General features: G+C 70.8%; 22 protein-coding genes and 1 other RNA gene. 17 read left to right on the top strand and 6 right to left on the bottom strand.

Going from position 1 to position 22141, the window contains the following annotated elements; translation table 11 throughout:
* Positions 1-124: 124 nt before the first annotated feature.
* From hemW to pepQ, 4 genes are all read left to right on the top strand, one after another.
* Positions 125-1354, top strand: coding sequence for a radical SAM family heme chaperone HemW (gene hemW, locus ACHWVH_RS16870; protein WP_394687587.1), 1230 nt, complete (start codon positions 125-127; stop codon positions 1352-1354).
* Between the two features lie 93 nt (positions 1355-1447).
* The gene (locus ACHWVH_RS16865) at positions 1448-3811 is read left to right on the top strand and encodes a DUF1631 domain-containing protein (RefSeq protein ID WP_394687586.1); all 2364 of its coding nucleotides are present in this window, start codon (positions 1448-1450) and stop codon (positions 3809-3811) included.
* Complete coding sequence (locus ACHWVH_RS16860; RefSeq protein WP_150410951.1) at positions 3808-4149, top strand: PilZ domain-containing protein; 342 nt, start codon at positions 3808-3810, stop codon at positions 4147-4149. The genes ACHWVH_RS16865 and ACHWVH_RS16860 overlap by 4 nt, the downstream gene beginning before the upstream one ends.
* A 288-nt stretch (positions 4150-4437) precedes the next feature.
* Entirely contained in the window at positions 4438-5760 is a 1323-nt protein-coding gene (gene pepQ, locus ACHWVH_RS16855; RefSeq protein WP_394687585.1) for a Xaa-Pro dipeptidase, read from the top strand.
* 15 nt (positions 5761-5775) lie between these two features.
* On the opposite strand, the gene ACHWVH_RS16850 is transcribed toward pepQ, so the two are convergent.
* The 3 genes from ACHWVH_RS16850 to ACHWVH_RS16840 all read right to left on the bottom strand — a co-directional run bounded on the left by ACHWVH_RS16850 (position 5776) and on the right by ACHWVH_RS16840 (position 8862).
* Entirely contained in the window at positions 5776-6789 is a 1014-nt protein-coding gene (locus ACHWVH_RS16850) for a hypothetical protein (protein WP_295928244.1), read from the bottom strand.
* A gap of 196 nt (positions 6790-6985) precedes the next feature.
* The gene (locus ACHWVH_RS16845) at positions 6986-8317 is read right to left on the bottom strand and encodes an aminopeptidase P N-terminal domain-containing protein (protein ID WP_026143559.1); all 1332 of its coding nucleotides are present in this window, start codon (positions 8315-8317) and stop codon (positions 6986-6988) included.
* Positions 8317-8862 (bottom strand): YecA family protein, encoded by a 546-nt coding sequence (locus ACHWVH_RS16840; protein ID WP_043094872.1) that lies wholly within the window; start codon positions 8860-8862, stop codon positions 8317-8319. Before ACHWVH_RS16840 ends, ACHWVH_RS16845 begins: the two co-directional genes overlap by 1 nt.
* Positions 8863-9071: 209 nt before the next feature.
* Here ACHWVH_RS16840 and ACHWVH_RS16835 point away from each other — a divergent pair, with 209 nt between their 5' ends.
* From ACHWVH_RS16835 to ACHWVH_RS16790, 10 genes are all read left to right on the top strand, one after another.
* Positions 9072-11255: a bifunctional diguanylate cyclase/phosphodiesterase gene (locus ACHWVH_RS16835; protein ID WP_284468395.1), complete on the top strand. Its 2184-nt coding sequence runs from the start codon at positions 9072-9074 to the stop codon at positions 11253-11255.
* 67 nt (positions 11256-11322) lie between these two features.
* Positions 11323-11544, top strand: a complete 222-nt coding sequence (locus tag ACHWVH_RS16830; protein ID WP_017910437.1) for a TIGR02449 family protein — start codon at positions 11323-11325, stop codon at positions 11542-11544.
* Positions 11541-11834, top strand: a complete 294-nt coding sequence (locus ACHWVH_RS16825) for a cell division protein ZapA (RefSeq protein ID WP_267082931.1) — start codon at positions 11541-11543, stop codon at positions 11832-11834. The genes ACHWVH_RS16830 and ACHWVH_RS16825 overlap by 4 nt, the downstream gene beginning before the upstream one ends.
* Positions 11835-11932: 98 nt before the next feature.
* Positions 11933-12117, top strand: a non-coding RNA gene (gene ssrS / locus ACHWVH_RS16820) — 6S RNA.
* A gap of 159 nt (positions 12118-12276) precedes the next feature.
* Positions 12277-13056, top strand: coding sequence for an acyl-CoA thioesterase (locus tag ACHWVH_RS16815; RefSeq protein ID WP_394687584.1), 780 nt, complete (start codon positions 12277-12279; stop codon positions 13054-13056).
* A gap of 73 nt (positions 13057-13129) precedes the next feature.
* Positions 13130-13723, top strand: a complete 594-nt coding sequence (locus ACHWVH_RS16810) for a 5-formyltetrahydrofolate cyclo-ligase (protein ID WP_394687583.1) — start codon at positions 13130-13132, stop codon at positions 13721-13723.
* Positions 13720-14190: an EVE domain-containing protein gene (locus ACHWVH_RS16805; RefSeq protein WP_017910441.1), complete on the top strand. Its 471-nt coding sequence runs from the start codon at positions 13720-13722 to the stop codon at positions 14188-14190. Before ACHWVH_RS16810 ends, ACHWVH_RS16805 begins: the two co-directional genes overlap by 4 nt.
* Positions 14191-14290: 100 nt before the next feature.
* Positions 14291-14938 carry a ribose-5-phosphate isomerase RpiA gene (gene rpiA / locus ACHWVH_RS16800; RefSeq protein WP_152240005.1) on the top strand — a complete coding sequence of 216 codons (648 nt, stop codon included), beginning with the start codon at positions 14291-14293 and terminating at the stop codon, positions 14936-14938.
* Positions 14939-15117: 179 nt separating this feature from the next.
* Positions 15118-15570, top strand: coding sequence for a DUF192 domain-containing protein (locus ACHWVH_RS16795; RefSeq protein WP_017910443.1), 453 nt, complete (start codon positions 15118-15120; stop codon positions 15568-15570).
* Positions 15571-15619: 49 nt separating this feature from the next.
* Positions 15620-16534: a SirB1 family protein gene (locus ACHWVH_RS16790; protein WP_394687701.1), complete on the top strand. Its 915-nt coding sequence runs from the start codon at positions 15620-15622 to the stop codon at positions 16532-16534.
* Positions 16535-16806: 272 nt separating this feature from the next.
* On the opposite strand, the gene ACHWVH_RS16785 is transcribed toward ACHWVH_RS16790, so the two are convergent.
* Positions 16807-17052 (bottom strand): rubredoxin, encoded by a 246-nt coding sequence (locus ACHWVH_RS16785; RefSeq protein ID WP_223875626.1) that lies wholly within the window; start codon positions 17050-17052, stop codon positions 16807-16809.
* Between the two features lie 14 nt (positions 17053-17066).
* On the opposite strand from ACHWVH_RS16785, the gene thiE reads away from it, so the two are divergent.
* Positions 17067-17690: a thiamine phosphate synthase gene (gene thiE, locus ACHWVH_RS16780; RefSeq protein WP_295928257.1), complete on the top strand. Its 624-nt coding sequence runs from the start codon at positions 17067-17069 to the stop codon at positions 17688-17690.
* A gap of 291 nt (positions 17691-17981) precedes the next feature.
* Positions 17982-19274 (top strand): glutamate-1-semialdehyde 2,1-aminomutase, encoded by a 1293-nt coding sequence (gene hemL, locus ACHWVH_RS16775; protein ID WP_295928260.1) that lies wholly within the window; start codon positions 17982-17984, stop codon positions 19272-19274.
* Positions 19275-19347: 73 nt separating this feature from the next.
* On the opposite strand, the gene azu is transcribed toward hemL, so the two are convergent.
* Positions 19348-19779, bottom strand: a complete 432-nt coding sequence (gene azu, locus ACHWVH_RS16770) for an azurin (RefSeq protein ID WP_026143792.1) — start codon at positions 19777-19779, stop codon at positions 19348-19350.
* Positions 19780-20030: 251 nt separating this feature from the next.
* Here azu and ACHWVH_RS16765 point away from each other — a divergent pair, with 251 nt between their 5' ends.
* The gene (locus ACHWVH_RS16765) at positions 20031-20648 is read left to right on the top strand and encodes an HAD-IA family hydrolase (RefSeq protein ID WP_267095585.1); all 618 of its coding nucleotides are present in this window, start codon (positions 20031-20033) and stop codon (positions 20646-20648) included.
* Positions 20649-20657: 9 nt separating this feature from the next.
* Here the strand turns inward: ACHWVH_RS16765 and ACHWVH_RS16760 are convergent, their stop codons facing one another.
* Positions 20658-21890, bottom strand: coding sequence for an acetylornithine transaminase (locus ACHWVH_RS16760; RefSeq protein WP_043094856.1), 1233 nt, complete (start codon positions 21888-21890; stop codon positions 20658-20660).
* Positions 21891-22141: the final 251 nt, after the last annotated feature.

Below are 22141 nucleotides of genomic sequence, written 5' to 3'. Positions count from 1 at the left end.
CGCGCAGGCACCGGGCCAGTCAGGACACCGCGGCGCGCGCAGACTGCCCTGCGCCGCTGCGCCAAGCCCTGAACCCTCCGGCGCCCGCACCACCCGCATCTCCGTTTCCAGATTCCCGCCCGCCATGCCGCACGCCCACGACCATTGCCAGCATCCGCCCGGCACCGCCTGCCCGGATCCGTCCGCGCACGCCGACACCCCGACGCTGGTGCCGCCACCGCTGTCGCTCTACGTGCACCTGCCCTGGTGCGTGCGCAAATGCCCGTACTGCGATTTCAATTCGCATGCGGCCAAGGGCGCGCTGCCGTTCGACGCCTACGTGGATGCGCTGATCCGCGACCTGGACCAGGACCTGCCGCTGGTCTGGGGCCGCGTGGTCAACAGCGTGTTCTTCGGCGGCGGTACGCCCAGCCTGTTTCCGCCCGAGGCGATCGACCGCTTCCTGCAGGCGGCCAGCGCCCGGCTGCGCTTCGCGCCGGGCCTGGAGATCACACTGGAGACCAACCCCGGCACCGCCGAGCACGGCCGCTTCGACCGCTATCTGGCGGCCGGGGTGAATCGCCTGAGCTTCGGCATCCAGAGCTTCGACGACGCGGCGCTGCAGCGGCTGGGCCGCATCCACGACGGCGCCGAGGCCGAGCGTGCGGTGAAGCTGGCGCAGGACGCCGGCTACGCCAATCTCAACCTGGACCTGATGTACGCGCTGCCGCAGCAGACCCTGGCCGAGGCCGAGCGCGACATCGCGCAGGCGCTGGCGCTGCAGCCGACCCACCTGAGCCACTACCAGCTCACCCTGGAACCGAACACCGTGTTCGCCGCGCGACCGCCGCAGGGCATGCCCGAGGACGACGACGCCTGGGACATGCAGGAGCGCTGCCAGGCGCTGCTGGCCGAGGCCGGCTTCGCACAGTACGAAGTCAGCGCCTACGCCCGCGCCGGTTATCGCTGCGCGCACAACCTCAACTACTGGACCTTCGGCGACTATCTCGGCATCGGTGCCGGCGCGCACGGCAAGATCAGCTCCGGCGCCGAACAGAACATCCTGCGGCGCTGGAAGCACAAGCATCCACAGGCGTTCCTGGACGCGGCGGGGATGCCGGCGGCGATCGGCGGCGACGAGTGGATCGCGCCGGAGCGGCGCCCGTTCGAGTACATGCTCAACGCCCTGCGCCTCAACGACGGCTTCGCGCTGCGCGACTTCAGCGCGCGCACCGGCCTGCCGCTGCAGGCGATCGCCCCGGCCCTGGCCACCGCGCAGGCCCGCGACTGGCTGCGGGTGGACGCCGGCCTCGCCGTCCCGACCGAGCTGGGACGGCGGTTCACCAACGACGTGATCGCCCTGTTCCTGCCCTGAGCCGCGCCGCCCGCCTTGGTTGCGGCGGCGGATCGTGCTACATACCGCGCAGAAAAGTATAACGGCGATCACAGGATGCCCCTGTCTGCGACCATGTCGGCCCCGCCAGCGACGCTTGCCAGCGCCGCCCTGCCGGCGCGCGTGCGCGACATCCTGCTAGCCTTGAACAGCCTGCTGTGGCAGGCCCTGGAACTGCCGCTGCAGGCGACCCTGGACGAGCTGGAGCAGGACCTGCTCGAGCAGGCCGGGCGCGCCCGCAATGGCCAGGTGCAACAGGACCTGTTCCAGGAGGCGCAACGTGTGCGCGCGCAGCGCGGGCGCCTGGCGCCGTTCTACCAGGCGCAGCTGGAAGCCGGGCTGGCCAGGATCCGCAGCCCATTGGCAACGGCCGCTGCGCCGCGCGCAGCCAAGGCAGGTGCCGCGCAGATGCTGACCCTGGTCGCCGATGTGGATATCGACCGCGACATCGTGCTGCACGAGATCGCCCGCCGCGAGGCGATCCGCTGCAATATCCCGCTGCAGTTGCTCGGCCAGCGCTTCGGCGTGCTGGCGGCGCGGCCCGCCTTCGAGATCGAGCAACTGCCGCTGGGACCGCACGCGCTGTGCCGGCTGCTGCGCACCGCCGGCGAAGCGTTGGCCCTGGGCCTGGACACGCAATTGGCGCTGTATCGCGCCTTCGAACGGCAGGTGCTGGCGCGCTACGGCGAGATGGTGGAACGGGCCAATGTCCTGCTGACCCACGCCGGGGTGCTGCCCGGCCTGATCTATCTGCCCTACGTGGCGCGCAGCACCAATGTCGACCCGGGCACGCGGCGCGCGGCGCGCATGCCCGGCGCCGCGGTGCCGCCCGCTGCCGGCAGCGGCCCCCGCGGGAACGCCAGCGCTCCTGGTCAAGCCGCACCCGCCATGGGCGTGCCGCCGGGGCCTGCCGCGACGGCACCGCTGCCGCCAGTGGGCGCGGCGGCCGGCGCCGCGGAATCGGCCGCCAGCGGCCCGGACCTGGCCACCCTGCGCCAGTTGCTGACCGCGGCGCGCGCCAAGGCCGTGCCCGCCGCGGCGGCGCCCACGACCGAGACCGCCGGTGCCGCCGCGCTCCCGGCGCGGCCGGCGAGCGCCGCCGGTGCGGCCCCGGTGCCGATCGCCAGCCTGTTGGAGGCCCTGGGCGAACTGCAGGCGCAACCGCCGGCCCACAGCACCCTGGGCGGGCTGCGCGGACGCCGCCACCTGCGCGACGTGCAGACCGCCTTGTTGCAGGCGCTGCGCGCCACCCACGGCGCGCAGGCGACCCTGGCAGCGCAGCAGGCCGACACCTTCGACCTGCTCGGCCTGCTGTACGGCGAGATCGAGCGCGAGGTACGCCCCGACGCGCCGGCCGCGGCGCTGCTGGAACGCCTGCAGGTGCCGCTGGTGCGCGCCGCGCTGCAGGATCCGGCGTTCTTCGCGCGCAGCCGGCACCCGGCGCGGGAACTGCTCAATGCCGTCGCCGAATCCGGCGCCACCTGGCTGGGCGAAGAGGACAGCGATCCGACGCTGCTGCTCAAGCTCAACCAGGCCGTGGACCGCGTGATCGAGGAGTACGAAGGCGACGAGACCGTCTTCGAGCAGGCCCACCAGGAGATCCAGGCGCAGCAGCGCAGCCTGGCGCACAAGGCCGAGATCGCCGAGCGCCGGCACGTCGAGGCCGCGCGCGGCAAGGAACGGCTGGAGCTGGCCAAGCAGACCGCGACCGCCACCCTGGAGGCGCTGTGCAGCGCCCGGCAACCGCCGGGTTTCGTGCAGACCCTGCTGCAGCAGGCCTGGTCCGACGTGCTGGTGCTGACCCTGCTGCGTCAGGGCGAGGACTCGGAGACCTGGCGCGAGCGCATCGGCCTGGCCGAGCGCATCGCCGAGGTCACCTGCCGCAGCGAGGGCGCCTCCGATGCGGCCCTGGCCGAGCGCGTGGGCCAGGCGCTGCTGCAGGTGGGCTACCACCAGCAGGAAGCCGAGGCCATCGCCCGCCGCCTGTCCACGCCCGGCGGCACCGACGCCACCACCTCGCGCACCGAACTCAGCGTGCGGCTGAAAGCGCGCACCCGCCTCGGCGAGCAGGGCGAGGACGGCGAGCGCCCCTCGCTGCCGCCGCGCAACGCGGCCGAACAGGCCGCGTATGCGCGGCTGCGCACGCTGCCGTTCGGCACCTGGTTCGAATTCGTCGTCAACCAGCAAGGCGACCTGAAGCGGCAACGCCTGTCCTGGTACAGCCCGATCACCGAGCGCGCGTTGTTCGTCAACCAGCGCGGGCAGAAGGCCGCCGAACACACGCTCGACGGATTGGCGCGGCTGCTGGCGCAGGGACAGGCGCGCATCGTCAGCGAGGACCGCGCCCGCCTGATCGACCGCGCCTGGCAGGCCGCGGTGCGCGCGCTGCGCACCCTGGCCGGCGTTCCCGCCGCCGACGACGCCATGGAGGGCGCATGAGCGCAGACGCTCGCCGATCGCCGCGCCTTCAGGTTCCAGACATGGTGCCGGTGCTGGACCTGATGGAAGACGCCGTGGTCGGCCGCCTCGGCAATGTCTCCGAACACGGCATGCTGTTGCTCGCCTCGGCACCGCTGCACGAGGACGCGCTGTACCAGTTGCGCTTCGCGATACCGCACGCCGACCGCGACGTGCAGATCGATATCGGCGCGCACCTGTTGTGGAGCGAACCCTCGCACGCACCGGGCCAGGCCTGGGCCGGCTTCCGCTTCCTGACCATTTCCCCCACGCATCGCGACCTGTTGCGGCAGTGGATCAACGCTGCGACCGGCGGCTAGCGGGATCAACCTCGCAGGTGCCGCTACTGATCCCTGTGACGGGATCAGCCGCGACCGGCATTCCCGGGAACGCCTCGGTCGCGGTTGAAGCCGCTCCTGCGACGGCCATTCGCGACCGTTGCGCGATCGGCCGCAAAGAGTCTCCGGCGGATCGACAAAGCCCCGCATCGCCGGCGTAGCTTCGGCATCGCATGCCATGGATAGACCATCCGTGCACGTCCACACGCCTGCACCGTTTCCGGCACACTTGGCGCCCCCGTTTCCGCATCGCCGAACGAGTCCGCCGCCATGCCCCAGCACGATCCAAGCGCCCTGTATCCCGACCACCTGCGCACCCTGACCCGACGCGCCGACGAAGCGCTGGCGCGCGGTGGCTTCGACCACCTGGTGGTCCCGAGCGGCACCCTGCACTACCAGGTGTTCGACGATCGCGACTATCCGTTCGCGGTGAACCCGCAGTTCAAGGCCTGGCTGCCGCTGACGCGGGTGCCGCACAGTTGGCTGGTGTACACGCCGGGGCGCCGCCCGCAGGTGATCTTCCACCAGCCGCGCGACTACTGGCACGTGGTGCCGGATGCGCCCAGCGGCTGGTGGGTGGAGCACTGCGACATCCATCTGATCCGCACCCCGGACGAAGCGCTGGCGCTGCTGCCGGATGCCGCGCGCAGCGTGATCCTCGGCGAGCCGCAGAGCGCGCTGGGCGCCTACGTGCCGAACAACCCGCCGGCGGTGCTGGACTACCTGGAATACCACCGCGCCTACAAGACGCCGTACGAGCTGGCACTGATGCGCCAGGCGCAGCACTCGGCGGTGCGCGGCCATCGCGCCGCCGAGGCCGCGTTCCGCGACGGCCGCAGCGAGTTCGAGATCCACATGGCCTACTGCGCCGCGGTCGGCCAGGACGCGAACGAACTGCCGTACGGCAACATCGTGGCATTGAACGAACACGGCGCCGTGCTGCACTACACCGAACTGCAGCGGCAGGCGCCGACGCCGCTGCGCAGCTTCCTGATCGACGCCGGCGCCTCGGCACACGGCTACGCCAGCGACATCACCCGCACCTACGCCGCCGATCGCGACAGCGAGTTCCAGGCGCTGATCGACGCGGTGGACGCCGCGCAGCAGCGCATGGGCCAGCACGTGCGCGCCGGCGTCGACTACCGGCAACTGCACCTGGACGCGCACCTGGCGCTGATGGGCGTGCTGAAGGACGCCGGCGTGCTCACCGTGTCGCCGGAAACCGCGGTGGCCACCGGCGTCAGCGCCGCATTCTTCCCGCACGGCCTGGGCCACCCGATTGGCCTGCAGGTGCACGACGTCGCCGGTTTCGCCGCCAGCGACCGAGGCGGCCGCATCGAACGCCCCGACGGCCATCCCTACCTGCGCATGACCCGCACCCTGGAACCTGGCATGGTGGTGACGATCGAGCCGGGCCTGTACTTCATCGACATGCTGCTCGACGACCTCAAGCAGGCCGGCCATGGCGGCAGCGTCGACTGGGCGCGGGTGGCGCAGTTCAAGCCCTACGGCGGCATCCGCATCGAGGACGAAGTGGTGTGCACCGAGGACGCACCCGAGAACCTGACGCGGCCGGTGTTTGCGGCGGCCTGATGGCCGCCGCCACGGTCACTTGCCGGTCAGCGCGTACGGGCCGCGATTGAAGCTCATCGGGATCAGGTCGTAGCGGCGCTGCCCGGCGGCGGCCGGATACGGCGCGGTCTTGAAATCGCGTGCCAGCGCTTCGAGTCCACGTGCCGCGTTCGGCGAAGGCAGCGCCTCCAGCACCAGGGCGGACTCGGGACGTCCGCCCTGCGGATCGCCGCGCATCAGGAACAGGCTCAACGCCGGCGTGACCGGCAGGTCCATCGGGCTGTCCAGCACGGTCTTGCGCCGTTGATTCTCGGCACGCGCAGTCAGCCCGCCAGCCTCCTCGCCATCCTGCGCCTGCAGCGCATCGAGCTGCGCGAACAGCATCCGGTCCAGGACCCGGCCCCACTGCACGCGAAATGCATTGAACCAGGCCAGGCCGATCGCGTCGCGGTCGCCACTCGGCATCGCCGCATAGCAGCGCTCCAGGAGGTAGGCATGGTAGGCGGTATCGCGATTGCGCTGACTGGGGCGCACACGGCGGCCTTCGATCTCGCGCGCCCGCGTGGTGAACTCGCGGTCCAGCGCCACCCAGCCCTGCGCCCATTGCAGCGCCGGCTTGGCATTGCCGGCGGACAACTCCAGCTCGGCCAGCGACGCCAACGCGAGCAGCGGGCAGCGCGGCATGCCCAGGCAGCGCTCCAGCCAGTAGCGGGCCGTGTCCAGGTCGCGCGGCACCAGATGCGCCGGATGCGCCTCGCCATTGCGGTAGAGCACGCCCAACACGTACGCCGAGGCGCCATCGCCCTTACCCGCCAGCGCGACGACCTGCGCCAGCATCTGCGCGCGGGCCTCCGGCGCAGCGCGCAGCGACAGCAACGTCTCTAGATCGTCCAGCGCCAGCGTGGGCACCGCAGCAGGCACAGGTGCCTGCGTCGCCGCGGGCGCAGCGTCGGCTGGCGCCGCCGGCGCGGCCACTTGCTGCGCGCGCGCCTGCGCTGCGACGGCCACGCACAGTCCTGCCGCCAGCAGGCATCGCATCCACATCTTCATGAATCCCCCTTGTTCAGCCAGTCACTGTGCGCGACCGGCCGCCTGTACGCACGGGCGCGGCGTCAGGCTGTCGCGGCGGCCTGACGGCCGCCGCCGGGATTGGGGAATCGGGATTGGGTATTCGCAACGGCAAACGCGCCAGGTCTGCTAGCTGACCTTTCCGCGCGCGGCGACCGCTTTTCCCATTCCCGCTTCCCTATTCCCCATTCCCAGCCATCCACGCCTCGATCTCCTCGGCGCTGCGCGCCAGGGCATCGGTGAGCACGCGATGGCCGTCGTCGGTGATCAACACGTCGTCCTCGGTGCGGATGCCGATGCCCCGCCACTTCGGATCCACGTCCTTGTCGTCCGGCGACACGTACAGGCCGGGTTCGATGGTGAACACCATGCCCGGTTCGAGCAGGCGCGATTCGCCTGCCAGCCGGTAGTCGCCGACGTCGTGCACGTCCAGGCCCAGCCAGTGACCGGTCTTGTGCCGGTAGAAGCGCCGGTAGTCGCCGCTGGCCAGGTTCTGCTCGACGCTGCCCTTGAGCAGGCCCAGCCGCAGCAGGCCTTCGGTCAGGGTCTGCACCGCGGCCAGGTGTCCGGCCTCGTAGGCCACGCCCGGGCGCGCCTGCGCCAGCGCGGCCGCATGCGCGGCACCGACCAGATCGTGCAGCGCGCGTTGTTCGGCGCTGAAGCGGCCGTTGGCCGGGAAGGTGCGGGTGATGTCGGCGGCATAGCCGCGGTATTCGGCGCCCGCATCGACCAGCACCAGGTCGCCGTCGCGCAGGCGCGCGGCGTTGGCGCGGTAATGCAGCACGCAGGCGTTGTGGCCGCTGCCGACGATGCTGCCGTAGGCCGGCCAGGCGTCACCGGCGCGGAATTCGCGCTCGATCTCGGCCTGCAGTTGGTATTCGTGCACGCCCGGCCGCGCCAGCCGCATCGCCGCGCGGTGCCCGGCCACGCTCAGGTCCGCAGCGACCTGCATCAGCGCGATCTCGTCGCGCGATTTGAACAGGCGCTGTTCGTGCAGCAGATGGCCCAGTTCCAGGAACTCGTGCGGCGGCTGCGCGCCATGCCGCACCTGCTCGCGCACGCGCTTGACCCAACCGATCAGCTTCAGGTCGAAATCGACGTCGCGGCCGAAGTGGTAATACACCCGCGAGCGGCCTTCCAGCAGCCCGGGCAGGATCTCGTCGAGGTCGTCGATCGGATAGGCATCGTCCATGCCGTAGCGCTCGACCGCGCCTTCCTGGCCCGCCCGCGGGCCGTCCCAGGCTTCGCGCTCGGGGTCGCGTTCGCGACAGAACAGCAGCGCCTCGCCGTGGCGGCGACCGGGCACCAGCACCAGCACCGCGTCCGGCTCGGCGAACCCGCACAGATACCAGAAGTCCGAATCCTGCCGGTACGGGTAGTGCGTGTCGTGGCTGCGCACCCGCTCCGGTGCGCTGGGCAGCACCAGGATGGCCTGCTCGCCGGCCATGTCCATCAAATGACGGCGCCGGCGCACGTACTCGCCGGAGGAAATCCCGGTGAGCCGCTTCATCAGTTCAGGCGCTGCCGGTGGCGCGGGCCGAGCACGCAGTCGCTGTGCAGCAGCAGCACCGCCACGCGCACGAACTCCTCGATCTCGGCCAGCGCGTCCTCGTCCTCGTCGCCGCTGTCGAAATCGTCGGCGCTGGCCTGGGCCAGACGCGCCACGTCCTGCAGCGCTTCCTGCCCTTCCTCGGACAGCGGCGGCGCGGCCCCCGCAGCCAGGCCGAAGCCGCCGAGGAAGCCGCGGCACCAGTCGAACAGCGCGTCGGCGCGCTCGGGCAGCGGCGCGCCGGCATCGGCCAGCACCAGGTCGAAGCCGAAATCGCGGTCGTTCAGTTGCGCAGTCGTGGCCTCGCGCAGGCGGTCCAGCGCATCGCCGGGGCGCGGCGCGGCGAGGCTGGCGTCGGCGAGCACGGCCGCCGGCCATGCCGGCAATTCGGCGCCGCCGCCGGCCAGCCAGCCGCACAGGCCGCCGTGCAGTTCGGCCGCCGACGCAGCCAGGCCAAGCGTCCGGCTGGCATCGGCGATCTGGTCGGCAGTGGGAAGTTCGGTCATGGAGCAAGCCTGTCGGGCGCTGGCCGCGGGCCTGTCGAGGCCTGCGGCGGAATCGGGACTGCGCAGTGTAGCAACCACGTGTGCGCCGCCGCTTGTAGTGGCTTCCGGCACGCGCCTACACTCCATCACCCGTTCTTTGACAGAAGTCACTTTCCGCCATGCCATTGGAGCACGTTGCTGCAGGAGCTGCGGAAAGAACCGGCCTCGCCTTGTTCGGCGAGACCTTGCTGGCCGCATGGCCGCTGGTCGCGCTCGCCGCGCTGGCGGCCGGCGGGGTGGCGGCGCTGTTCGCGCTGCGTTCGCGTCGGCGCCTGCGCGAGCAACTGCAACGGCACGCGCAACTGCAACAACGCGACCAGCACCTGAAGCTGGCGCTGTGGGCCTCGGGCGAACACTTCTGGGATTACGACCTGCAACAGCGCAGGTTGCGGCTGATGCGCGCCGACGAGGCCACGCCGCACGCGCAGGACATCGGCCTGGTGATCCGCGAGAACGAACCACTACGGATCCATCCCGACGACATGCAGCAGGCGCGGCAGGTGCTGCAGGAGCACCTGCAGGGCCTGACCGCGATCTACACCGCCGAGTACCGGGTGGACCTGGCCGGCGACGGGGTCTGGCACTGGGCGCGGGTGCGCGGCCGCGTGGTGGACTACGACGCCAGCGGCGCGCCGCGCCGGCTCGCCGGCACCGCACGCGACATCACCTCGCACCGCCAGGCCGACCTGGAACGGCGCATCGCCGCCGAAGTGCTGCGCAGCATGGGCGAGGCCGTCGCCGTGCTCGACGAGGACCGCCGCTTCATCTCGGTCAACCCGGCCTTCACCCGCATCACCGGCTACAGCGAGCGCGAGGTACTGGGCCAGCCGATGGCGCTGATCGACCACGCGCCGGAAACGCCGGCGGCCCCGGTGGCCGACCACGGCCGGCATTGGCGCGGCGAGGCCTGGAAGCGGCGCAAGGACGGCCAGGAAATCCTCTGCCACCTGCGCCGCAATACCGTGGTCGACGCCGACGGCCGCCAGAGCTTCCAGGTGGTGGTACTGGAAGACATCACCGAGCAGAAGCGCGCCGAGCAGGAACTGCGCTATCTGGCCAACTACGACACGCTGACCAGCCTGCCCAACCGCGCGCTGCTGTCCGAGCGTCTGGCGCGGGCGATCGTGCGGGCGCGGCGCCAGGCCGGCTCGGTCGCGGTGCTGTTCCTGGATCTGGACCGCTTCAAGGACATCAACGATTCGCTCGGCCACGCGGTCGGCGATCGCGTGCTGCGCGCGGTGGCCGAACGCCTGCAGCAGGCGGTGGGACCGCAGCACACGGTGGCGCGCCTGGCCGGCGACGAATTCACCGTGGTGGTCGAGGACATCGTCAGCCAGGGCGAGGCCGAGGCGGTGGCCGCCCGCGTGCTGGCCGCGTTCGAGGCGCCGCTGCGGCTGGACGAACGCCGCGAGGTCGCGGTCTCCACCTCCATCGGCATCTCCCTGTTCCCGCAGCACGCGCTGCTGCCGAGCGAGTTGCTCAAGCACGCCGACACCGCGATGTACCAGGCCAAGGCCGCCGGGCGCCGCAACGCGCAGGTGTACTCGGCGCGCATGGACGAGGCCACCCGTCACCGCGCCACCCTGGCCAGCACGCTGCGCAAGATCCCGCTGGATCAGGAACTGAAGCTGGTCTACCAACCGCGCTACTCGCTGCGCACGCAGCGGGTGGTCGGCGTGGAAGCGCTGCTGCGCTGGCACAGCGCCGATTTCGGGCCGGTCTCGCCGAGCCAGTTCATCCCGCTGGCCGAGGAGACCGGGTTGATCCTGGAGATCGGCGAGTGGGTGCTGCGCCAGGCCTGCGGCGCGTTGCGCGACTGGCGGCGGATGGGGCTGACCGATCTGTGCATGTCGGTGAACGTCTCGGCGATCCAGCTCGAGCGCGGCAACCTGCCGGAACTGATGGCCGGGATCCTCGCCGAAACCGGCGTGCCGGCGGCCAACATCGAACTGGAACTGACCGAGAGCGTGGTGATGTCGCAGGTCGGCAAGAACGCCGCGCTGCTGCGCGCCTGCCGCGAGCTGGGGCTGACCCTGGCCATCGACGACTTCGGCACCGGCTATTCGTCGCTGGCCTACCTGAAGCGGCTGCCGATCAATACCCTGAAGATCGACCAGGAATTCATCGGCGACCTCACCCGCGACCCGGACGACGAGGCGATCACCAGCACCATCATCGCGATGGGCCACTCGCTGGCGCTGAAGGTGGTGGCCGAGGGCGTCGAGGACGCCGGGCAGCTGGCGTTCCTGCGCGCGCACGGCTGCGACGAGATCCAGGGCCACCTGGTGGCGCCGGCGCTGGAGCCGGACGCCTGCCTGCGCCTGCTGCAGCAACCGCTGCGGCTGCCTGCCTGAGCGCCGGCCATGGCGCCGCCGCGCGGCGTCTTGACCGCCCCTCGGGCGCATGCCTATCGTGAGCGCCATGGACAGCCCTGACGCCCTCGCCGAGCTTCGCGCCCTTGCCGCACGCGTGGAAACGCTGGTCGAGCGCTGCCAGCGCCTGTCCGACGAGAACCGCAGCCTGCGCCAGCAGCAGGAACACCTGATCGGCGAGCGCTCGCAGTTGCTGACCAAGAACGAACAGGCGCGTTCGCGCGTGGAAGCGATGATCGCCCGGCTGAAGTCCCTGGAGCAGCACACGTGAGCGAGCCGGTCAGCGTCCGCATCCTCGACCGCGAATACACCGTCGGCGTCGAGGCCGAAGAACGCGACGGCCTGCTCGCCGCGGCACGCCTGCTCGACGCGAAGATGCGCGAGGTGCGCGGCAGCAACCGCATGGCCGCGGTGGACCGCGTCGCCGTCCTCGCGGCACTGAACTTGGCGCACGAGTTGCAGCAACTGCGCGACGAACAGGCCAAGCACGAACGCGAGATGGCGCGCACACTCGCCGATCTCAATCGGCGCCTGGACAACGTGGTCGATACGACGCGCTGATCCGCACGTGGCGCTGCGATCATCAACGTGAATTGCAACGTACCGAAGGACCGACGAACGGACTAGCCAAGCGCGATCACGGCGCTATACTCCACTTGCGTTCTCTGCTGTGAACGACAGCGTGTGCAAACATTCGCCTTGTCCCTTAATGACGACCACGGGGTGGCGACGGAATCGGGAGTGCAGGTCCGCCTCGTAGCGGGAAGCCCGATGATTCTCCAGCCATCCCACTTGAACCCCGGGTTCAAGGTCGTTTCGCACGCATCGTCACGGCGGAGAATGCAATTTTTCCAGGAAGCGGCGCCGCAAGGCGCCGTTTCCTTTTGTGCGCCCGCAGCGTGCGCCTTCACCACGCCGTCGCCGCCGGCGCATTGCAGGTGCCACGCGTTCTCGCACCGACCGAAACCCGGGATACTGGTCGCCCCATCACGGAGATCCCGGATTGCCGACGCTCGCCCAGATCCTCGACCGCTTCGACCCCGCCGCGGGATTCGACGTCCCCGCCAGCTGGCGACAAGGCCGCACCGCCTTCGGCGGCCTGTCCGCGGCGCTGGCGCTGCAGACCGCGCTGCGCACGGCACCGTCCGCGTTGCCGCCGCTGAAGTCGGCGCACATCGGCTTCATCGGCCCCGCCGACGGCAGCCTGCGCTTCGATGCGCAGGTGCTGCGCCAGGGCAAGTCCGCCACCTCCGTGGGCGTCGATTGTCTGGCCGACGGGCAGGTCGCCCTGCGTGCGGCCTTGCTGTTCGCACAGCCGCGGCCCAGCCGCATCGCCCACGACTTCCTGCCGGCACGGCCGGCGGTGGTCGACCCCGATGACGCGACGCCGATCGCCGACAACACGGCGACCCCGGCCTTCGTCGCCAACTTCGACATGCGCCTGGCCGGCGGCGCGCTGCCGATCTCCGGCGCCGCCACGCCGGAGCTACTGGTCTGGGCGCGCCATCGCGACGCCGCCGGCGTGGACCCGGGCGTAGCCCTGGTCGCACTGGGCGACTGCCTGCCGCCGGCCGCGATGACCTGCTTCACCGCACCGGCGCCGGTCAGTTCGATGACCTGGACCCTGGACTTCCCGCAGCCGGCCAGCGCCGGCGACTGGTTCCTGCTGCGCTCGGCCAGCCGCCATGCCGAGGACGGCTACTCGCTGCAGGACATGCAGATCTGGGATACGGCCGGGCGGCTGGTGCTGTGGGGCCGGCAGACGGTGGCGCTCTACGCGTGATCGTCGCGGCGGCGCCCTGGTCAGTGCGCGCGCCGCCGCCGACAATAGCGGCCTCCCTCGCCACGCCCGCCCGATGACCGCCGACGACCGCGACTCCCTGCGCCAGGACCTGCGCGCGCGCCGCCGCGCGCTCACCGCGCCCGTGCGCCTGGCCGCCGCCGATGCCTTGGCACAGCGACTGCTGGACCTGCCGTTCGCGCCGCAGCACGGCCATGTCGGCGGCTACTGGGCGATGGACGGGGAGATCGCCCTGCACCGCTGGCAACTGTCGCTGCCGGAGGCGGTGCAGTACTGCCTGCCGATGCTCAGCGGCGACACCCTGCGCTTCGCGCCGTGGCGCCCCGGGCAACCGCTGCGCGCCAACCGCTACGGCATTCCCGAGCCCGACGTCGACCCGGCCACGACCCTGGCGCCGGAGCAGATGGCGCTGGTGGTGACGCCGCTGGTCGGCTTCGACACCGCCGGCGGCCGCCTGGGCATGGGGGGCGGCTGGTATGATCGCAGCTTCGCTTTCCGCCAGCGGCAGGCTCCGCCGCCCTGGCTGGTCGGGGCCGCCTTCGACGCGCAACAGGTCGCGGCCTTGCCGCTGGCGGCCTGGGATGTGGCGCTGGACGCGGTCTGCACCGAATCCCTCACCCTGTCGACCGCGCCCGATTCCCCCGCATGACCGCACGCACCCGCTATTGGCTGATGAAGTCCGAACCGGACGCCTTCTCGATCGACGACCTGCAGCGGGTCGGCACCGAACCCTGGAACGGCGTGCGCAACTACCAGGCGCGCAACTTCATGCGCGACGGCATGAAGGTCGGCGACGGCATCCTGTTCTACCACTCCAACTGCAAGGTGCCGGGCATCGTCGGCGTGGCGCGCGTGGCCAGCCAGGCCTATCCCGACGCCACCCAGTTCGACCCGTCCTCCGACTACCACGACCCCAAGGCCACCCAGGAGCAGCCGCGCTGGTACCTGGTGGACGTGGCGTTCGAGCGCAAGCTGGCGCGCACCATCGCCCTGGACGAGATCAAGCAGCACGCCGACGCGCTGGGCGAGGGCTTCCCGCTGGTCGCCCGCGGCAACCGCCTGTCCGTGTTCCCGGTCAGCGCCGCGCAGTGGAAGCTGCTGCTTTCGCTCGAATAGCCGGGATTCGGGAGTGGGGATTGGGGATTCGCCCGGCCCCATCCGCCGACCCGCTTTTCACGAATCCCCAATCCCGAATCCCCACTCCCGAGCTCTCCAAATGTCAGAAGCCAAGCGTCTTGCCGCCGAGAAAGCCATCGACTACGTCCAGGACGGGATGATCGTCGGCGTCGGCACCGGTTCCACCGTCGCCTATTTCATCGACGCGCTCGGCCGCATCGGCCACCGCATCAAGGGCGCGGTGTCCAGTTCCGAGCAGAGCACCGCGCGCCTGCGCCAGCACGGCATCGAGGTGCTGGAGCTGAACCACACCGGCAACCTGTCGCTGTACGTGGACGGCGCCGACGAGTGCGATCCGAACAAGTGTCTGATCAAGGGCGGCGGCGCCGCGCTGACCCGCGAGAAGATCATCGCCGAGGCCAGCGAGCGCTTCATCTGCATCATCGACCCGAGCAAGCAGGTGCAGACCCTGGGCGCGTTCCCGCTGCCGATCGAAGTGATCCCGATGGCGCGCAGCCTGGTCGCCCGCGAGATCCTGGCGCGCACCGGCGGCCAGCCGGTCTGGCGCGACGGGGTGATCACCGACAACGGCAACGTGGTGCTGGACGTGCACCACCTGTCGATCACCGACCCGGTGGCGCTGGAGCGCGAACTGAACCAGATCCCGGGCGTGGTCTGCGTCGGCCTGTTCGCACGCCGCCCGGCCGACGTGGTGATCGTCGGTGGCGAGCCGCCGCGCGTCTTTTGACGCGCGCTGGCGCGCGCGCGGGATTGGGGATTCGGGATTGGGGATTCGTAAAAGCGAGAATCCTGGCTCTTGCGAATCCCCAATCCCGAATCCCCAATCCCGAATCCCCAATCCCCGCTCTTGACGCCACACGCACCATGCAACAAGGTGCGCGCTGTCCTCCCTGCCCTGGTCCGCCCATGTCCCTCTTCCGCGCGCTCTGCGTCCTTCTCCTGCTTGCCCTCAGCGGTTGCGCCAGCGCCGGTGGCGACCATTGGGTGGAACTGGGCGGACATCGCTACGAAGTGGAACTGGCGCAGAACGATGCGACGCGCGCGCGCGGGCTGATGTTCCGCGACCAGATGGAAACCGACCACGGCATGCTGTTCATCCACGACCGCGAGGAACCGCAGGCGTACTGGATGAAGAACACCAAGATCCCGCTGGACATCCTGTACTTCGACAACCAGCGCAAGCTGGTGGCGCAGCAGCGCGACGTGCCGCCGTGCTCGGCCGGCGACGCCTGCCCGCCCTACCCGAGCAACGCGCCGGCGCGCTACGTGCTCGAACTCAACGCCGGCCAGGCCGAGCAGTTGAAGCTGCAGGACGGCACCGAACTGCGTTTCGGCCCGGGAATTCCGCAGGGCCACTGACCCGTCAACGGTGCCGGCGGCGTCGGGAAAAGGCCCCGCGACCACGGCGCTGAACCCGACACCGCTGTCGGGAACGGCCGGACTTGATCGGACCCGGCTTTGCCGCCAGTCTTGGGCCATGGCCGCCCCATTGACATTGCCGAGCTGGAATACCCTGGCCGCGCTGGATGACGATGCCCTGCCGCTGCTGGCGACCGCCCTGCTGATCGCCCGCGACGAGTATCCGGAACTGGATGCCGCCCATTACGACACCCTGGCGCAGAGTCATGCCGACCACCTGCGGCACGAGGTGGCGATGATCGAGCAGTGGCCGCTGAAGATGGCGGCGATCAATCGCCACCTGTTCGAAGAACTGGGCTATAGCGGCAACCACGACGAGTATTACGACCCGCGCAACAGCTACATGAACCAGGTGTTCGAGCGGCGCCTGGGCAACCCGATCTCGCTGGCGTTGGTGCAGATGGACGTGGCGCGGCGCCTGGACATCCCACTCGACGGCGTGTCCTTCCCGGGGCATTTCCTGGTGCGCCTGCCGGTGGACGACGGCCTGCTGGTGATGGACCCGTTCAACGGCGGGCGTCCGCTGGCGGTGGAGGAACTGCGCGAGCGCGCGCGGCCGCACATGGGCGGCGAAAGCCCGGACGACCGCGCGCTGCTGCAGATCCTGGACCCGGCGCCGCACCGCGCGATCCTCGCACGGGTCCTGCGCAACCTGCACGGCCTGTATGCCGAACGCGACGAGTGGGACCGCGCCGCACGCAGCGCCGACCGCGTGCTCAAGCTGATGCCGGACCAGCCCGAAGCCCTGCGCGACCGCGGCATGGCCTACCTGCAGATGGATTACGTCCCCGGCGCACGGCGCGACCTGGGCCGTTACCTGCAATTGAACCCCGAAGCCTCCGACGCCTTGCCGATCCGCGAGCGCCTGGTGGAACTGAGCGCGCGCGCGCAGCGGATGCATTGACGCTGGGAATGGGGAGAGGGGAATCGGGAATGGGAAAAGCGCATGCCCTGAGACTCAGAGGTTGCTGACCTGATCAAGCCGTCATGGATAACCGACCGAATCGATCATCGAACGTCGGCGGACATGCGGCGCTCCCGAGTATCGGCCTTGCGATCCGACAACCCGGCCTCGCGATGTCTGCCTGCCAGCCCTGAAACTGGCCGCCGCGTGAAGCCTACAAGGCACGGGAGTCGCTGTCCCACTCCCGATTCCCCATTCTCCAATCCCAGCCGTCAATCCATCTCCACCATCTCGAAATCGTCCTTGGTCACGCCGCAGTCCGGGCAGGTCCAGGTGTCGGGCACGTCGTCCCAGCGGGTGCCGGGGGCGATGCCTTCTTCCGGCAGGCCGTCGGCCTCGTTGTAGATGAACCCGCAGACGACGCACATCCAGGTGCGATAGGTGGTGGCGCTGGCGTCGCTCATTGGATAATCGCAGGTCACAGTCGGAACGGCATTGTCCCATCGCCGCCGACGCATCGGAAGGCTTGGCCATGAACGCATCCCCGGCGCCGCGCGGCGTGTACCTGATCACCCCCGACGAGGCCGACGGCGCGCATCTGCTGGCACGGGTGGCGCCGCTGCTGGACCAGGGCGTGACCTGGCTGCAGTACCGCAACAAGCGCGCCGACGCGGCGCAGCGGCGCGAGCAGGCCGCGGCGCTGCAAACGCTGTGCGCACAGGCCGGCGTGCCGCTGATCGTCAACGACGACGTCGCGCTGGCGCAGGCGGTGGGCGCGGCCGGCGTGCACCTGGGCGAGGACGACGGCGATCTGGCCGCCGCGCGCGCCATGCTCGGACCGCAGGCGCTGATCGGCGCCTCCTGTTACGACGACCTGGCCCTGGCCCGCGGCGCCGCGGCGGCCGGCGCCAGCTATGTCGCCTTCGGTGCCTTCTTCCCCAGCCGCAGCAAGGTCACCACGCGCCGCGCCACGCCTGACCTGCTGCGCAATGCGGCAGCGCTGGGCCTGCCGCGCGTGGCGATCGGCGGCCTCACGCCGGACAACGCGCGTCCGCTGGTGGCGGCCGGTGCCGATCTGCTGGCGGTGATCAGCGGCGTGTTCGATGCGCCCGATCCGCGCGCGGCGCTGGCCGCGTACCGGGCGTGTTTCGACTGAGGCTAGCGCTTCCCTTCTCCCCTCGGGACCATGGCCCCCTTTTCGGGGGAAGGTGCCCCGAAGGGGCGGATGAGGGTGCGAGCGCAGCCTCGTACACCCAAACAACGCGCGTCGCTCCGCGCCGGACCCTCACCCCAACCCCTCTCCCGATGGGAGAGGGGCTTATCACTGCGCGGCGCCGACCGCAGCGAATCGACGACATGGCGTACACCGGCGGCAGCCGCGACAATAGACGGCCTCGCTCCGCGCCCGGCCGGTCGGCCTGGCCAGCATCGCCAAGGATTTCCGCTCATGTCCCATTCCCGCTCGCATGCCCTGTTCGCCCAAGCGCAGTCGCTGATTCCCGGCGGCGTCAATTCGCCGGTGCGCGCCTTCAAGTCGGTGGGCGGCGAGCCGTTCTTCGTGCAGCGCGCCGATGGCCCGTACCTGTACGACGTCGACGGCCACCGCTACATCGACTACGTGGGCTCGTGGGGGCCGATGATCGCCGGGCACAACCACCCGGCGGTGCGCGAGGCGGTGCAGCGCGCGATCGGCGATGGGCTGTCGTTCGGCGCGCCGTGCCCGGCCGAGGTGACGATGGCGCAGACCATCACCCGGCTGGTGCCGTCCTGCGAGATGGTGCGCATGGTCAACTCCGGCACCGAAGCCACGCTGTCGGCGGTGCGGCTGGCGCGCGGCGCCACCGGGCGCAACCGCATCGTCAAGTTCGAAGGCTGCTACCACGGCCACGGCGATTCGTTCCTGGTCAAGGCCGGCAGCGGCATGCTGACCCTGGGCGTGCCGACCTCGCCGGGCGTGCCGGCCGGCCTGAGCGAACTTACCGCCACCCTGGCCTACAACGATGCCGAGGGTGCCACCGCGCTGTTCGAGGAGATCGGCCACGAGATCGCCGCGGTCATCATCGAGCCCGTCGTCGGCAACGCCAACTGCATCCCGCCGCGTCCGGGCTATTTGCAGCACCTGCGCGACCTGTGCACGCAACACGGCGCGCTGCTGATCTTCGACGAGGTGATGACCGGGTTCCGCGTCGCCCTGGGCGGCGCGCAGGCGCACTACGGGGTCACGCCGGACCTGACCACCTTCGGCAAGATCATCGGTGGCGGCATGCCGGTGGGCGCCTATGGCGGGCGCGCCGACCTGATGCGGCAGGTGGCGCCGTCCGGGCCGATCTACCAGGCCGGCACGCTCAGCGGCAATCCGGTGGCGATGGCCGCCGGGCTGGCGATGCTGGAACTGATCCAGGAACCGGGCTTCCACCAGCGCCTGGACGCGGCCACCGCGCAGCTGTGCGCCGGCCTGGAAGCCGCCGCGGCGGCGGCCGGCGTGGCGGTCACCACCAACCAGGTCGGGGCGATGTTCGGGCTGTTCTTCACCACCGAGAAGGTGGAGACCTATGCGCAGGCCACCGCCTGCGACACCGCCGCGTTCAACCGCTTCTTCCACGCGATGCTGGAGCGCGGTGTGTTCCTGGCACCGTCGGCCTACGAGGCCGGCTTCGTCTCCAGTGCGCACGACCAGAGCGTGCTGGAGGCCACCCTGGCCGCGGCGCGCGAGGCGTTCGCGGTGGTCGCCGCCGGCTGAGATGCCGGCGCCACGACCCTGGCATGACGACAACGCGCTGCGCCGACGGCCGGCGCCGCGCCGCTGCGCTGGATCAGCCGAATACGAACTTGCCCTTCATCACCGCCCAGTGTCCCGGGAACGAGCAGAAGAAGGTGTAGTCCCCTCCCTTGCTCAGCTTGGCGGTGGAGAACTTGACCGTGTCCGACTGCCCGGCGCCGATCACCTTGGTGTGGGCGATGATCCGCGGATCGTTCTTGGGCAGGTAGTTGTCGGCCAGACTGGAACTGGTGCCGGCATTGGCCACCGCCTGGAAATCCGGGGTCTTGGTCAGCACCCAGTTGTGGCCCATCACCGCGGCGGCGAGCTTGCCGCTGTGCTTGAGCGTCACCGCCACCTCGGTGCAATCGGCCGCGACCTTGATCTGGGTCTGGTCGTAGGACATCTGGTCGGTGCCGGTGATGGTCACCGCGCAGGTCTTGGCCCAGGCGGCAGGCGCGAACGCGAGGCCGGCAAGGACGAGCAGCAGGGATGGAAACTTGGTGTTCAAGGCGGGTTCCTCGGCAAGAAAGACAACACTGCGCCACGGCAGGTCGCGCGCGTGGCGGCGTGCCCCGACTGTCCGCCGGCCCGCGATGGCTTGTCAACGACAAGCGATGGCGCATTGCATCATCGGCACGCGCGGCGGCACGCGGCGGCGCCCCCGCAGAGCGGCGTGAGCTTCGCTGCTGCCGCGCCACGCCAGCCGCCACTCACCCAGGCCTCCTCATGTGCGCAATGACCCGCGCGCGGCCGGCGCTGCTGCTGCTCGATTTCGACGGCGTGCTGGCGCGCTACACGCGTGCCGACCGCATCGCCGCGCTGGCCGCGCACTGCAGCTGCGAGGCCGCACAGGTCCGCGAGGTCCTGTTCGGTTCCGGACTGGAGACCGCCTACGACGGCGGCGAACTCGACACCGCCGCCTACCTGCAGCGATTGAGCGCGGGCCTGGGCGCCGCGGTGGACGCGGACGCGTGGATCGCCGCGCGGGTGGCGGCCAGCCGCGCCGACGCCGGTGTGGTCGCGCAGGTGCTGGCACTGGCCGAGCGCGTGGCCATCGGCGTGCTGACCAACAACGGTGCGCTGATGGCGCAGGCGATGCCGCAGATCGTGCCCGCGCTGTTTCCGCTGCTGCACGGGCGCGTGCTGTGCAGCGGCAGCCTGGGCGGGCGCAAGCCGGAGGCGACGGTATATCGGCACGCGCTGGCGCATTTCGATGTCGCCCCGCGGCAGGCGCTGTTCATCGACGACCTGTTCGTCAACGTACGCGGCGCCCGCGCGATCGGCATGGCTGCGGAAACCGCCAGCGGCGCGCGCGCCCTGCGCCGCGCGCTGGCGCGGCACGGCCTGGGCTGAGTCGCCGACTCAGCGCGCGGCGAGGTAGGCGCGCAGCGCGCTGCGCAACCGCGCCAGGCCTTCGCCCAGTTCGGCATCGGTGAGGTTGAGCGCAGGCACGAAGCGCAGCACGTCCGGGCCCGCCTGCAGGGTCAGCAAACCATGCGCGGCGGCGTGGTCGAGGATGGCGCCGGCCTGTCCGGCATGCGCCGGCGCCAGCACCGCACCCAGCATCAGCCCGCGGCCGCGAACCTGCGAGAACAACGCGAACTCGTCGTTGAGCGCCGCCAGGCCGGCACGCAGCGCCGCCGATTGCCGCGACACGTTGGCGGCGATCGCCGTCGAGGCCAGCTTGCGCAGCGCCACCCGCGCCACCGCCGCGGCCAGCGGGTTGCCGCCGAAGGTGGTGCCGTGCGCACCGAACTGCATGGTCTCGGCGACCTTCGGCCCGGCCAGCAGCGCGCCGATCGGGAAGCCGCCGCCCAGCGCCTTGGCCAGGGTCACGATGTCGGGGACGACCTGGTCCTGCCAGTGCGCGAACAGGGTGCCGGTGCGGCCCATGCCGCACTGGATCTCGTCCAGCACCAGCAGCGCGCCGTGGTGGTCGCACAGGGCCCGCACCTGCGCCAGGAAGCCCGGCGCCGCCGGCATCACCCCGCCCTCGCCCTGCACCGGCTCCAGCATCACCGCGGCCACATCGCCGGCGGCCATCGCCGTTTCCAGCTGCACGATGTCGTTGAAGTCGACGTAGCGGAAACCGCCGGGCAGCGGCTCGTAGCCTTCCTGGTACTTGGGCTGCGCGGTGGCGGTCACCGCGGCCAGGGTGCGGCCGTGGAAGCTGCCGCGGAAGGTGACGATCACCCGCCGCTGCGGCGGACGGCCCTGGGCGGTGGCCCACTTGCGCACCAGCTTGATCGCCGCCTCGTTGGCCTCGGCGCCGGAATTGCACAGATACGCCTTCTCCGCGAAGCGCGAGGCCACCACCAGTTCCTCGACCAGGCGCAGCGGCGGCTCGCTGTAGAACACGTTGCTGGTGTGCCACAGCTTGCCGGCCTGTTCGAGCAGCGCCGCCTGCAGGTCCGGATCGTTGTGGCCGAGCCCGCACACGGCGATGCCGGCGGACAGATCGATGTAGTCGCGTCCCTCGCTGTCCCACACCCGCGCGCCCTGGCCGCGCTCCAGCACCAGTTGGCGCGGACGGTAGATCGGCAGCGCGTAGCGTTGGCCGAGGGCGATCAGCTCCGCGGCGGAAGAAGCGGTCATCGAGGCAGTCCTGCGGGGAAAGCGCCGATTATAAGACCGCCGGCAGCGCTCGGCCGGGGACTGCCGGCCGCCGCCTGGGCCGACGGGGCGGCAGGCTGCTGTGCCACACCGCCGCCGCCCGCGCGCGTGCCACAGCAACCCCGCCAGGCCGTTGCTCGACATGTGGAAGGGACTTCAGTCCCGACGCGTCAGCGCTACGGCGTCGGGGCGGAAGCCCCTCCCACAGGGGGCTCTCCGGCAGCCGCGTCGCA

Origin of the sequence: uncultured Xanthomonas sp. (assembly GCF_964278005.1) — a bacterium.
Lineage (GTDB): Bacteria > Pseudomonadota > Gammaproteobacteria > Xanthomonadales > Xanthomonadaceae > Xanthomonas_A > Xanthomonas_A sontii.
Note: the sequence above shows the minus strand (reverse complement) of the source record. Positions and strands in the feature narration are given on the sequence as shown.